The following is a 12,142-nucleotide window of genomic DNA, read 5'->3' as shown; positions in this document are numbered from 1 at the left end:
CTGAAAATGAAAGCACTGTCTGTACTGACGGCAGGCCTGCTGGCGCTTTCCGCCAGCGCCTTTGCACAGAGCAAAACCAGCGTCGTGCTGGTACACGGCGCATTTGCCGACGGCAGCAGCTGGAATAAGGTCATTATCCTGCTGCAGAAGCAGCACGCAGAGGTCATTGCCGTCCAGCTACCGCTCACCTCGCTTAAGGATGACGTTGCAGCCACAAAGCGGGCCATCTCCCGCGCGCAGGGTGACGTGGTGCTGGTAGGCCACTCCTGGGGCGGCACCGTGATTAGCGAGGCGGGTAACGATGCGCGGGTAAAATCGCTGGTGTATGTGGCGGCGTTCGCGCCGGACTCGGGCCAGTCGACGGCGGACCTGGCGGGAAGCTTCCCTGCGCCGCCGGGCAGCGCGGGCATTGCCAAAACGGCGGACGGCTATTTATACCTGCCGACAGGAGCCGTCAGAAAGGACTTCGCGCCTGACGTGAAGCCAGACGCTCAAAACACGATTGCAGCCACGCAGGGGCCCATTAAGGCCGAGGCGTTTGGTGAAAAGGTCGCCCACGCGGCGTGGCATGAAAAACCGAGCTGGTATGTGGTCAGCAAGAATGACCGAATGATCAACCCCGCACTTGAACGTGCGATAGCGAAAACGATCCACGCCAAAACCGCCGAGGTGGCGGCAAGCCACGTGTCGATGGTGAGCCAGCCGGAAGCCATCGCCCGGACGATTGAGCAGGCGGTCAGGAGCAATTAACGACCGCGGCGGCTTATTCAACTTTCTGCACTTCCGTATCCCCAGGCAGCAGCGCGGTACCGTCATGCGCTGCTGGCGCCATAAAGGGAACAGGCTTGCCCGTCCGCCTGTCGACCAGCAGCGAGTGGCGCTCGCCCTGCGCAAAGAGATTCTGCTCCCCCCACTGACGCAGCGCCACGACCACAGGAAAAAGCCCTTCACCTTTGTCGGTCAAGACATATTCCTGATAAGCCGTACCGTCTGATGCTCCCTGTAACGTCAGGATGTCCGCCTCAACCAGCTTGCGAAGCCGGTCTGAAAGAATGTTGCGTGCTACACCCAGGCTGCGCTGAAAATCCCCAAAGCGCGTCATGCCATCAAACGCATTTCGCACAATAAGAAGCGACCAGCGATCGCCGATCAAATCAACGCTGCGGGCAACGGGACAATATTCCTCTCTTTCCTTCTTCTGGGTCATTACTCGTTATCCTCGTAAAGGGCAGCCCAAACTAGTTGCATTTTAAAACTACATAGCCTAGCATTCAACCAGTTTCATTTTAAAACCAGGTTATCAAAGGCGAGGATTTTGAACATGTCACTGACATCCGCCCTTCCTTCAGCCACCATGCCGCGCGGCATGGTCTGGCTCTTCGCCACTGCCAGCGGCCTAAGCGTGGCAAACGTCTATTACGCCCAGCCTTTACTTGACGCGCTGGCGAACGATTTCAGCATCAGCCATGCGGCCGTGGGTGGCGTGGTGACCGCGACGCAAATTGGCTGCGCGTTAGCCCTTTTGCTTGTGGTTCCGCTGGGTGACAAAGTGGATCGCCGACGACTGATGGCAATCCAGCTGATTGCCCTGGTCGCCGCGCTGGTTTCCGTCAGCATGGCACAGTCCGCCTCCGCTCTGCTTATCGGTATGCTTGCAACCGGAATGCTCGGTACGGCAATGACGCAGGGGCTGATCGCCTATGCCGCCAGCGCCGCATCGCCCCATGAACAGGGACGCGTCATCGGCGCAGCGCAAGGCGGCGTGTTCGTCGGTCTGCTGCTCGCGCGCGTCTTTGCCGGTGGGATCGGCGATATCACCGGCTGGCGCGGGGTTTATCTTTGTGCTGCCGCGCTGATGCTCATGATTGCGTTACCGCTGTGGTGGAAGCTCCCCGCCCTGCCGGCCGTCACTGCCACGATGAGCTACCCGCGGCTGATTGGCTCGATGCTCACGCTGTTGCGACAGGAAAAAGTGCTGCAGATACGCGGCGTGCTGGCGCTGCTGATGTTTGCAACGTTCAACATTTTCTGGAGCGCGCTGGTGCTGCCGCTGAGCGCACCGCCGTATAACTTCTCGCACACCGCGATTGGCGCGTTTGGGCTGGTCGGCGCGGTAGGCGCGCTGGCAGCGGGTCGGGCAGGACGCTGGGCCGATCGGGGATATGCCCAACGCACCAGCGCGGCGGCGCTGGCTCTCCTGCTGTTAGCCTGGTGGCCGTTGTCGCTCATGGACCATTCACTCGGGATTTTGCTTATCGGCATCATATTGCTCGATTTGGGCGGTCAGGCGCTGCACGTCACTAATCAAAGCATGATTTTTCGCACCTGTCCCGAGGCGCACAGCCGACTGGTCGGCCTGTACATGCTTTTTTATGCCGTCGGCAGCGGGCTGGGTGCGCTCAGCTCGACGATGACGTACGCCTTTGCCGGCTGGCCTGGCGTCTGCCTGCTTGGCGCCTCGGTCAGCCTGCTGGCGCTGGTGTTCTGGTGGCTAACCCGCGCTAGCCACCGCTGTCCGCGGGATAATCCCGATTAATCCACGCGTGATCCTCTTCCCAGGTAAACATCCATTTGCGCACCGGGCCCGCCATCACGTTGAGGTAATAGCTGTCATACCCGGCCATCGTCGCTACCGGGTGGTAGCCCTTCGGCACCATGACCACGTCACGGTTATAGACCGCCATACACTCATCCAGCGTTCTGTCGTCGGTGTAGACGCGCTGCATGCAGAACCCCTGCTCCGGGTTGAGTCGATGGTAGTAGGTCTCCTCCAGATAGGTCTCACTCGGCGGATTGTCCGTGTCGTGCTTGTGGCTCGGGTACGAGCTGGTGCAGCCTTCGTTGGTCCAGACCTCCACCACCAGCAGGCTGTCGGCAGGTTTATCCTCCGGCAGAATGTTATGCACATAGCGCCGGTTGTTGCCCTTGCCGCGCGCCTCGCCGTCGATGTCCTGCGGCGCAATCAGCCGCGTCGGATGCGTACCCTTGCCCGGCGCGGCGCAGACCGCCAGCTCCAGCCTGGTCAGCGCCTTCACCTGCACCGTCTCCTGCGGGGTAACGTACACCGCCCACGGCTTGATGCGCTCGAAGGGGCTCATCCGCTCACCGATGTCGTTAAACTCTGCGGAAGGCGTGCGGATGGAAGCCCGCCCGGCGACCAGCACCAGGCAGCGCTCCTCGCTGACGGCGGGCAGCGTCAGCGTCTGCCCCTCCTGCAGCTCATACGCCGCAAAGCCGACGTATCCCCACCCCGCGCTTTCCGGCGTGACGGACTGGGTCCGCCCCTCCGCGTTCGGCTGTTGCCAGCGTGATAACAGACGTGACATGTCCCCCTCCTCAAATCAGTCCGGCGTCGCGCGCCAGGCGGCTCAGGTTGTTGTACCCCAGACGGGCGTAGGTCAGCGGATGGGCAATCGCCGGATCCTGCTCCGCCTCCACCACCAGCCAGCCGCGATAATCCTGTGCCTTCAGCAGCCGCACGATCGGCGGGTAATCGACGCAGCCGTCGCCCGGCACGGTAAACACGCCGCTCAGCACCGCGTCGAGGAAGCTGGTTTTGCGGTTTTTCACGTCCGCCAGCACGTCGGCACGCACGTCTTTGCAGTGAACGTGGTTGATGCGCGACGCCCAGCGCTGGGCCACCGCCAGCGGATCGGCCCCGGCAAAGGTCAGATGGCCGGTATCCAGCAGCAATCCGACCTCTTCGCCGGTATGGATCATCAGGTTGTCCACGTCCTCAGCGGACTCAATCACCGTGCCCATATGGTGATGGTAGGCAATCTCCACCCCCTGCTGCTGGGTATAGCGGGCAAATTCGGTGAGCTTTTCGCCGTACTCCTTCCAGCGTTCCTGCGGGAAGCGCGGGCGCAGATGCACCGGAGTCTGCTGCTCGCCGTGAATGCAGCCGCTCACCTCCGCAAAGACCAGCACCTTCGCCCCCAGCTCGCGCAGCAGCGTCAGGTGGGACTGCACGGCGGCAATTTCCTCCTCCACGCTGCGCTCCAGCAGGCGGCCGGAGTACCATCCGGAGACCAGCTGCAGGTCGTGGCGCTGTAAAATCGGGCCGAGCAGGCGCGCTTCTCGCGGGAATTTATTGCCCAGCTCGAAACCGGCAAAACCGGCCTCTTTACCTTCGCTCAGACAGGTCTCCAGCGACGTCTCCGCGCCGAGGGAAGGCAGATCGTCATTCGTCCACGTCAGCGGGTTAATGCCCAGTTGTACATTCATCGTCGTCTCCATTATGCGTCTCCGCGCTCGCGCCACCAGGCGATAAGCTGCAGGTAGTTGTCCCGAATGCGCGCCACCAGCTGCGCGTCGTCAATATCGTGCTTCAGCCACGCGCGGGAGGCGTCGCCAAACAGCGTGCGCCCCACGGCGAAGCCTTTCACCAGCGCCTGCCCTGCGGCGGCCCGGAAGTCGGCGCGCAGCTGTTCCGCCGGGGCGTCCAGACCAAGGATCACCACCCCGCGACAGTGCGGGTCCCGGCGTTCGATAACCTCGCTCAGCGCCGTCCAGCCCTTTGCGGAGAGCGGCGGCAGCTTCCACCAGTCGGGGTAAATGCCCAGGTTGTAAAAGCGGGAGATGGCGCGCAGGTAAAGTTCGTCGCTGCGCGGCATGGTCGCGGGCAGGATCACCTCCAGCAGCAGCTCGTGCCCGGACTGGCAGCAGGCGTGGTACACCTCGGCGATTTTCTGCTCCTGCTCCAGGCGCAGGCCGTGGGCATCTTCCGGATGGAAAAAGACCAGGCACTTCACCACGTGCTCCTGCGGCCAGCTGATAAGCTGGGTGCCGATGTTGCCGTGCTCCATTTCCAGCGGTCGGGATCCCGGCAGCTCGATGGGGCGACCAATCCACCATCCTTCCCCGGTGATAGCGTTCAGCGCGTCCTGACCAAAAGTGCCGTCGCACAGCAGGCCGGCTTTGCCCTCCAGACCGGCGCGGCTCGCCGCCTCGCGGCTGGCCTGCAGGATCAGCTGCTTCAGCGCCGGAATGCGCTTCAGCGACGCGCCGCACTGCATCGCCATATCCTCAAGCTGGCTGCGGTGGTCGAAGGCCATCACGCACAGCTCCGGCCACTCGCGGCGACGGGTGGTCACCCGGTGGAGATGGTTCAGACGCGGGTCGAGATCCGGTCGCGGCACATCCGCAGCGCGGGAAAGATAATCATCCAGCTCGATCTTGCTCGGCATCGCCGGGGCGCAGCCGTGGCGCGACACCACCAGCGCGCCGCAGGCGTTGGCGTAGCGGCACGCCTGCTCCCAGCCCTCGTCGTTCAGGTAGCCGCGCAGCAGGCCGGACATAAACGCGTCCCCCGCGCCGAGAACGTTCAGCACCTCCACGCGCACGCCGGTCACCGTCAGGCCGTCGTCCAGCCGGGGCGGAATGGCGTCGGTAAAGACCGAGCAGCCGAGCGCCCCGCGCTTGCAGACCAGCGCGGCCTGACTCACGGCACGCACCTGCCCCAGCGCCGTCAGCGTATCGGTGCTGCCGCCCGCAATGTGGAACTCCTCCTCGGTGCCGACGATGACGTCGAAGAGGTGCAGCACCTCCTGCAGCTCGCGGGTGACCTTATCGGCGGCGATAAAGCGCGTTTCGCCGTCGCCCAGCGAGGTCAGCCCCCACAGCACCGGACGGTAGTCAATGTCCAGCACCGTGCGCACGCCGTGACGGCGGGCATAGCCCAGCGCCGTCAGCACTGCCTCGCGGGTTTGCGGATGAGAAAGATGAGTCCCGGTGATGGCAAGACACCGTGCGGCGGCAATGTAGCTTTCGTCCACATCGCGGGCGGTAATCGCCATGTCCGCGCAGTTATCGCGATAAAAAATCAGCGGAAAGGTGTCACGGTCTTTAATGCCGAGCAGCACCAGCGCCGTAAGGCGGTCTTTATCGGTAATCAGATGGCTGGTATCGCATCCCACCTGGTTGAGCTCTTCCCGCAGGAAGCGGCCCATATGTTCATCGCCGACGCGCGCCAGCATCGACGAGCGCAGGCCCTGGCGCGCGGTGCCGTACGCCACGTTGCCGGACGACCCGCCGAGGTATTTGGCGAAGCTCGACGCGTCCTCGAGACGGGCGCCAATCTGCTGGCTGTAGAGGTCTACCGCCACGCGGCCCATGCATATCACATCAAACTGCTTTTCCACGTTGAACCCTCTTCAGACAATGTCGTTCACGTTCAGCCAGCGGCCTTCCCGGTGCGAGAGCGCGATCGCGTCCAGCACGCGCGACACCTTCCAGCCCGCCTCGAAGTCCGGCCACATCGGCGCGTCGGCGGCAATCCCGTCCACCAGGTCGCGCACCTCCACCGTTTTTTGATCGTTAAAGCCAATCCCGTGGCCCGCGCCCATGCAGAACGCGGCGTAGTCCGGGTGCGACGGGCCAACGAGCAGCGTGCGGAACCCCTGACGGTTCACCGGGTCGTCATGCAGATAAAGCTTCAGCTCGGCCATGCGCTCCTGGGTGAAGCTGATGGCGCCTTTCGTGCCGGTAATGACGTACGACAGCCCCATCTTGCGGCCGCAGGCGACGCGGGAGGTTTCAATCACGCCCTGCGCCCCGCCCGCGAAGCGCACCATCGCGTGGGCCTGATCCTCGTTTTCGACGGCGATCATCTCCGACGATCCGGCCCTCGCCGGACGTTCCGGGACCACGATCTTCTGATCGCCGCAGACCTGCTCAATCTCCCCCACCAGGTACTGGGCCATATTGACGATATGCGCCGCGAGATCGCCCAGCGCCCCCAGCCCGGCGGTCTCCTTAAAGCAGTGCCAGTGAATGGGCGACAGCGGGTCGGCCATATAGTCTTCGTTGTGGGTGCCGTAGAAGTGGATCACCTCGCCAATCTCGCCGCGCGCGATAATCTCCTTCGCCAGCTGCGCGGTCGGGTTCTTCATGTAGTTGAACCCCACCAGCGTTTTCACCCCAGCCCGCTTCGCGGCGTCGACCATCTCGCGCGCGTCGTGGGCGTTCAGCGCCAGCGGCTTCTCCGAGTAGACGTGCTTGCCGTGGCGGATCGCCTCCAGCGCCATCTCTTTATGCAGGTGGTTGGGCGAACAAATATCCACCACGTCAATGGCCGGGTCAGCCACCAGCGCCCGCCAGTCTCCGGTGGAGCGGTTGAAGCCAAACGCCTGCGCGCGCGCTGCCGCCAGCTCCGGCGTGACTTCCGCCACCATCTCGCGCACCAGCCTGCCGCGCAGGTTGAACACCGTCGGGGCCTGGGCATAGGCGATGGCGTGCGCCTTGCCGATATACCCGGTGCCAATTAATCCAATACGAACCTCTTTCATCGCTATCCTCACAGTGCGCCGCGACGGCTCTTGGCGTAGGTGTCAAACGCCACCGCCAGAACGATAATTAATCCGGTGATAATCTGCTGGTAGTAGGCCGAGACGTTCATCAGCACCAGGCCGTTAATCAGAATCCCCATGATGATGGAGCCGATAATGGTGCCGCCGATGCGCCCGTAGCCGCCCATCAGCGAGGTGCCGCCGATCACCACCGAGGCGATGACGCGCAGCTCGAAGGAGATGCCGGCCACCGCCTCGGCGCTTCCCAGACGCGCGCTCAGAATGAAGCCCGCCAGCCCCGCCAGGCAGCCAATCAGCACGTAGACGCTGACCAGCACGCGCTTGACGTTCACCCCCGCCAGGCGCGCCGCCTCCGGGTTACCGCCGATGGCGTAGACGAAGCGGCCCCAGCGGGTTTTATGCAGCGCCAGATAGCCGCCGAGGGCGACGATGGCGAAAATCCAGATCGGAATGGAGATGCCGAGCAGCTCCCCGCGCCCCCACCAGCGGTAGCCCTGATCGAAACCGGCGATCGGCGCGCCGTCGTTGATCACCAGCGTCAGGCCGCGCCAGATGGTCATCCCGCCGAGGGTGACGATGAACGGCGGCAGGCGCAGGCGGGTCACGCCCAGGCCGTGCAGGAAGCCAATCGCCGTGCCCATCGCCAGACAAACCCCCAGCCCAATCAGCCAGCTCATGCCGCCCCAGGCGTTCGGATCGACGGTGGTGAAGTTATCGCCCTTGATCACGTACGCCGCGGTCATGGCGCACACCGCCAGAATGGAGCCCACGGAGAGGTCAATCCCGGCGGTCAGGATGACGAAGGTCATCCCCACGGCCATGATCCCGTAGATGGAGACTTCGGTCAGGATGTTGAAAATATTGCGCTCAGAGAAAAAGTTGCTGTTCTGCGACTGGAAGAAGATCAGCAGCAGGATCATGAAAATCAGCACCCCGAAGCGCTCGAAGAAGGCGATGGGATCGATGCGTCCGGCGCGTTTGACCGGGGCCTGCGTTTTAGTAATCATCTGCGTCATGAGAAACTCCGTTATGCCGCGTTCAGGGCGTTGTGGTTGATGGCCATCATCGTCATCAGCCGTTCTTCATTAGCGTCGTCACCGTGGATCTCGCCGGTCACCCGCCCTTCGCTAAGGGTGATGATCCGGTCGGACACCGCCATCACCTCCGGCAGATCGGAGGAGATCACGATCACCGCCACGCCCTTTTTCGCCATGTCAAAGAGCACCTGGTGCACTTCCGATTTGGTCCCCACGTCGATGCCGCGCGTCGGCTCATCGACGATCAGCACCCGCGGGTTGAGCGCCATGCAGCGCGCGAGGATCACCTTTTGCTGGTTGCCGCCGGAGAGCTTGCGCACCTCCTGCGCGCTGTTGACCATTTTGATCTGCAGCGCCTTGCGGTAGGACTCGATCAGATCGTCCTCTTTGCGGGTGTTCACGAACCAGCGCCACTGCAGCAGCGAGGAGAGGCAGGAGAGCGACAGGTTGTCGCGAATCGACAGCCCCAGCACCGCCCCCTCTTTTTTGCGGTCTTCCGGCACCAGCGCCACGCCCTGATCGAGGGCGTAGAGCGGGTCGCGCGGCTGGTACGGCACGCCGTCCAGCGCAAAGCTGCCGGAGGTAAAGGCATCCGCGCCGAACAGGCAGCGCGCCACCTCGGTGCGCCCGGCGCCCACCAGCCCGGCAATGCCTAACACTTCCCCGGCGTGGACGTGGAAGCTGATGTCGTGCAGGGCAATGCCGTGCGGATCGAGCGGCGGCTTTTCGCGGCTCAGCCCCTTCACCGCCAGGCGGACGGGTTTGTCATCATGATGGGTTTCACTGGCGGGGCGACGGTTAAAGGCCACGTCGCGCCCCACCATCAGGCGGATCAGCTGTTCGACGTTGGTCTCCGCCACCGCGCCGGTGCCGGTGAAGCGGCCGTCCTGGAAAACGGTGAAGCGGTCGCAAAGCTGGAAAACTTCGTGCAGGCGGTGGGTGACGTAAATAATGCTCACGCCGCGGTTTTTAAGCTCGCGCACCACGCGGTGCAGGCTTTCCACCTCGCTGTCGCTCAGCGCGGCGGAGGGTTCGTCCATAATGATGAGCCGGGCGTTGAGGGTCAGCGCCCGGGCAATCTCCACCATCTGCTGCTGGGCAACGCTCAGGCGGGCGACCGGGGTGGTCGGTGCAACGTTCAGCTGCAGGTAATCAAGAATGACCTGCGCCTCCTGGTTAACCGCCCTTTCGTCAACGATCAGGTTACGTTTACGCGGCTCGCGCCCGAGAAACATGTTTTCCGCGACGGTCATGTTGGGCAGCAGGTTGAATTCCTGGTAGATGGTGATGATGCCCTTGTTCTGCCGTTCCACCGGGGAGTCATCCACCGGCAGCGTTTCGCCGTTGAACCAGATATCCCCGCGCGTTTGCGGCTGCGCGCCCGCGAGCGCCTTCAGCAGCGTGGATTTTCCCGCCCCGTTTTCCCCCAGCAGGGCGTGGATCTCGCCCGCGCCGACGGTTAGCTGAGCGCTGCTCAGCGCCCAGACGCCGGAAAAGCTTTTCGCCAGGTCGGTCACTTTCAGTAAGGGTTGCGACATCGGTCTGCTCCTCCTCATGATGAGCCGCCAGAGGCGGCTCGGGACTTATCAGTTACCGGCCTCACCAATACGCTCGGCCTGCTGCAGGTTCTCTTTGGTGATCAGCGTCGGCGGGTAGTCGGCCCCGGTGATGGCTTTCTTCTCGCGCACGTTGGCCACCAGCTGGCTCATCGCCGTCTGCACCGCAAAGCCCGGACGCTGGTCCGCCGTTACCGCCAGCCAGCCGTCGCGCACGCGGGCGAGCGCTTCCGGCACCGCGTCAAAGCCGGTCACGAGGATTTCGCCCGGCTTCACGCCCTGGCTCTGCAGGGCTTCAATCGCCCCCAGCGCCATATCGTCGTTGGCGGAGAGGATCACCTGCGGACGCTTCGGCAGCGAGGGCAGCACGCTTTCCACGATGCGCATCCCTTCCGAACGCATCCAGTTGCCGGTCTGATCGGCGACGATCTTGTACTTATCCCCGCCCGCCTTCAGGCTGTCGCGGATCCCTTTGGTGCGTTCGATGTTGGAAGAGGAGCCCGGCTGGCCGGTCAGCAGAATGATGTCGGCACCGTTGGGGAATTTAGTTTTCACAAAATCGCCAACCGCCTGGCCGCCCTTGTAGTTGTTGGCGCCAAAGTGCGGGACTTTCTTTTGGCTGTCGACGGAGCGGTCAAGGGTGACCACCGGCAGCTTCGCATCCTGAATTTCATCCACCGCGCTGGAGACCGCGTTAACGTCGTTCGGGGAGACGATAAAGCCCTGCGCCCCGCGGGTGATGGCGTTTTCCAGGTCCGCTACCTGCTTCGGCGAGCTGCCCTGCCCGTCCAGCACCTGAAGCTTTACGCCCATCTCTTTCGCGGCTTTCACCGCCGTGCGCTGCATGTGAACTTCAAACGGCATGGCCAGGTTTGGCGTACTGAAAACAATTTGCTCGTTTTCGGCGAGGGCGGCCCCGGACGTCATGGCGATGAGGGCGGCTACGATCAGTTTTTTCATTATTATGTCTCTCTGTGTAGGGTGGTTGTGTTTAGAGGACGATCTCGCGCTGGCTGCGCAGTGACTCCAGCGCTTTATCCGCAAGGTACAGCGCACGTTCACCATCATCGCCGCTGCAGTCAGGCACCGCTTCGCCGCGCAGGACCGCAACAAAGTGTTCCCATTCCGCGGCGTAAGCGGATTTGTAGCGCTGCAGGAAGAAGTGTTCCGGCAGCGCGCTGGTGCAGCCCTGTTTGCCGTAGTGCTGCACCTGGTTTTCCAGAATGTTGCCCGCGCACAGCAGCCCTTCGGAGCCGTGCAGCTCCAGGCGCTGGTCGTAGCCGTAAGATGAACGGCGGCTGTTGACGATGGTCGCCATCGCGCCGGAGGCATATTTCAGAACGATAAACGCGGTGTCGATGTCCCCCGCCTCGCCAATCGCCGGATCCACCAGGTTGCTGCCCTGGGCATACACCGACACCGGCTCTTCGCCCATGATGAAGCGCGCCATATCAAAGTCGTGAATGGTCATATCGCGGAACATGCCGCCGGAGACACGCACGTACTCCGCAGGCGGCGGGGACGGGTCGCGGGAGATAATCAGCAGCGATTCTGGCTTGCCGATGCGCCCGGCCTGCGCGTCGGTTTTCACGCGGCGGAACTGAGGGTCAAAGCGGCGGTTAAAGCCAATGAACAGCGGCACGTCGTACTCTTTGACCACCTTCAGGCAGTCGCGCACGCGGGCGAGGTCGAGATGTACCGGCTTTTCACAAAAGATGGCCTTGCCGTGGCGGGCGGCCATTTCAATCAGGTCCGCGTGGGTATCGGTGGCGGAGGCGATCAGCACGGCGTGAACGTTAGGGTCGGTCATTGCCTCCTCCAGGCTCTGCTGGCGGGCCTGGTACTGCGCGGCGAGACGGGTGGCAAATTCCTGATTCGGGTCAACCACGGACCAGAGCGTGGTCGCGCCGTGGCTGGCGATGTTAGCTGCATGTACCTGGCCAATTCGGCCAGCGCCCAGTAAAGCAATGTTAAACATAACGGCTCCCGGTGTTGGTGAATGCTGTGAACTAACGACCCTATAAATAAAACATTTATTTCATTTTTATAAATAGTGAAAATTATGTTTTTGAGTGCAGGTTAACACTTTTGAGATGATTGAGATAAATTTTGTTATCAATCTCACAACATGGGAGGACATACAGCAGCTCCCCTCACCCCGGCCCTCTCCCCAAAGGGGAGAGGGAAAAATCACCGCACCAAACCATCCCCTCTCCCCTTTGGGGAGAGGGTTAGGGTG

11 protein-coding genes are annotated in these 12,142 nt (G+C 62.6%); 2 read left to right on the top strand and 9 right to left on the bottom strand.

Annotated elements, in window-relative coordinates:
• Nucleotides 1-6: 6 nt before the first annotated feature.
• Complete coding sequence (locus ACMWKK_RS01990) at nucleotides 7-750, top strand: alpha/beta fold hydrolase (RefSeq protein WP_112779882.1); 744 nt, start codon at nucleotides 7-9, stop codon at nucleotides 748-750.
• 13 nt (nucleotides 751-763) lie between these two features.
• On the opposite strand, the gene ACMWKK_RS01985 is transcribed toward ACMWKK_RS01990, so the two are convergent.
• Nucleotides 764-1,207, bottom strand: a complete 444-nt coding sequence (locus tag ACMWKK_RS01985) for a winged helix-turn-helix transcriptional regulator (protein WP_045325972.1) — start codon at nucleotides 1,205-1,207, stop codon at nucleotides 764-766.
• Between the two features lie 114 nt (nucleotides 1,208-1,321).
• Here ACMWKK_RS01985 and ACMWKK_RS01980 point away from each other — a divergent pair, with 114 nt between their 5' ends.
• Nucleotides 1,322-2,536, top strand: a complete 1,215-nt coding sequence (locus tag ACMWKK_RS01980) for an MFS transporter (RefSeq protein ID WP_112779883.1) — start codon at nucleotides 1,322-1,324, stop codon at nucleotides 2,534-2,536.
• Here the strand turns inward: ACMWKK_RS01980 and iolB are convergent.
• From iolB to iolG, 8 genes are read right to left on the bottom strand one after another with little or no spacing between them, the layout of a single operon-like run.
• The gene (gene iolB / locus ACMWKK_RS01975; protein ID WP_112779884.1) at nucleotides 2,502-3,326 is read right to left on the bottom strand and encodes a 5-deoxy-glucuronate isomerase; all 825 of its coding nucleotides are present in this window, start codon (nucleotides 3,324-3,326) and stop codon (nucleotides 2,502-2,504) included. The two genes, ACMWKK_RS01980 and iolB, sit on opposite strands and share 35 nt — an antisense overlap.
• 10 nt (nucleotides 3,327-3,336) lie before the next feature.
• The gene (gene iolE, locus ACMWKK_RS01970; protein WP_112779885.1) at nucleotides 3,337-4,227 is read right to left on the bottom strand and encodes a myo-inosose-2 dehydratase; all 891 of its coding nucleotides are present in this window, start codon (nucleotides 4,225-4,227) and stop codon (nucleotides 3,337-3,339) included.
• 11 nt (nucleotides 4,228-4,238) lie between these two features.
• The gene (locus ACMWKK_RS01965) at nucleotides 4,239-6,143 is read right to left on the bottom strand and encodes a bifunctional 5-dehydro-2-deoxygluconokinase/5-dehydro-2-deoxyphosphogluconate aldolase (protein ID WP_112779886.1); all 1,905 of its coding nucleotides are present in this window, start codon (nucleotides 6,141-6,143) and stop codon (nucleotides 4,239-4,241) included.
• A 12-nt stretch (nucleotides 6,144-6,155) separates the two neighbouring features.
• Nucleotides 6,156-7,289: a Gfo/Idh/MocA family protein gene (locus tag ACMWKK_RS01960; RefSeq protein WP_112779887.1), complete on the bottom strand. Its 1,134-nt coding sequence runs from the start codon at nucleotides 7,287-7,289 to the stop codon at nucleotides 6,156-6,158.
• Between the two features lie 8 nt (nucleotides 7,290-7,297).
• Complete coding sequence (locus ACMWKK_RS01955) at nucleotides 7,298-8,326, bottom strand: ABC transporter permease (RefSeq protein WP_112779888.1); 1,029 nt, start codon at nucleotides 8,324-8,326, stop codon at nucleotides 7,298-7,300.
• An 11-nt stretch (nucleotides 8,327-8,337) separates the two neighbouring features.
• A complete protein-coding gene (locus ACMWKK_RS01950) occupies nucleotides 8,338-9,885 on the bottom strand; it encodes a sugar ABC transporter ATP-binding protein (RefSeq protein ID WP_112779889.1) in 1,548 nt (515 codons plus the stop codon).
• A 48-nt stretch (nucleotides 9,886-9,933) separates the two neighbouring features.
• Nucleotides 9,934-10,863 (bottom strand): sugar ABC transporter substrate-binding protein, encoded by a 930-nt coding sequence (locus ACMWKK_RS01945; protein ID WP_045325982.1) that lies wholly within the window; start codon nucleotides 10,861-10,863, stop codon nucleotides 9,934-9,936.
• 31 nt (nucleotides 10,864-10,894) lie between these two features.
• Nucleotides 10,895-11,881, bottom strand: a complete 987-nt coding sequence (iolG, locus tag ACMWKK_RS01940) for an inositol 2-dehydrogenase (RefSeq protein WP_045325983.1) — start codon at nucleotides 11,879-11,881, stop codon at nucleotides 10,895-10,897.
• Nucleotides 11,882-12,142 lie beyond the last annotated feature (261 nt).

This window comes from Enterobacter sp. 01-M-03-SI-ECC (genome assembly GCF_047530215.1).
GTDB classification, from domain to species: Bacteria; Pseudomonadota; Gammaproteobacteria; order Enterobacterales; family Enterobacteriaceae; genus Enterobacter; species Enterobacter chengduensis.
Note: the sequence above shows the minus strand (reverse complement) of the source record. Positions and strands in the feature narration are given on the sequence as shown.

Coding starts and splice junctions, on each gene's coding strand:
- ACMWKK_RS01950 (WP_112779889.1), bottom strand. CDS start 9,885: ATGTCGCAACCCTTACTGAAAGTGACCGACCTGGCGAAAAGCTTTTCC.
- ACMWKK_RS01945 (WP_045325982.1), bottom strand. CDS start 10,863: ATGAAAAAACTGATCGTAGCCGCCCTCATCGCCATGACGTCCGGGGCC.
- iolE (WP_112779885.1), bottom strand. CDS start 4,227: ATGAATGTACAACTGGGCATTAACCCGCTGACGTGGACGAATGACGAT.
- ACMWKK_RS01985 (WP_045325972.1), bottom strand. CDS start 1,207: ATGACCCAGAAGAAGGAAAGAGAGGAATATTGTCCCGTTGCCCGCAGC.
- ACMWKK_RS01955 (WP_112779888.1), bottom strand. CDS start 8,326: ATGACGCAGATGATTACTAAAACGCAGGCCCCGGTCAAACGCGCCGGA.
- iolG (WP_045325983.1), bottom strand. CDS start 11,881: ATGTTTAACATTGCTTTACTGGGCGCTGGCCGAATTGGCCAGGTACAT.
- ACMWKK_RS01980 (WP_112779883.1), top strand. CDS start 1,322: ATGTCACTGACATCCGCCCTTCCTTCAGCCACCATGCCGCGCGGCATG.
- iolB (WP_112779884.1), bottom strand. CDS start 3,326: ATGTCACGTCTGTTATCACGCTGGCAACAGCCGAACGCGGAGGGGCGG.
- ACMWKK_RS01990 (WP_112779882.1), top strand. CDS start 7: ATGAAAGCACTGTCTGTACTGACGGCAGGCCTGCTGGCGCTTTCCGCC.
- ACMWKK_RS01960 (WP_112779887.1), bottom strand. CDS start 7,289: ATGAAAGAGGTTCGTATTGGATTAATTGGCACCGGGTATATCGGCAAG.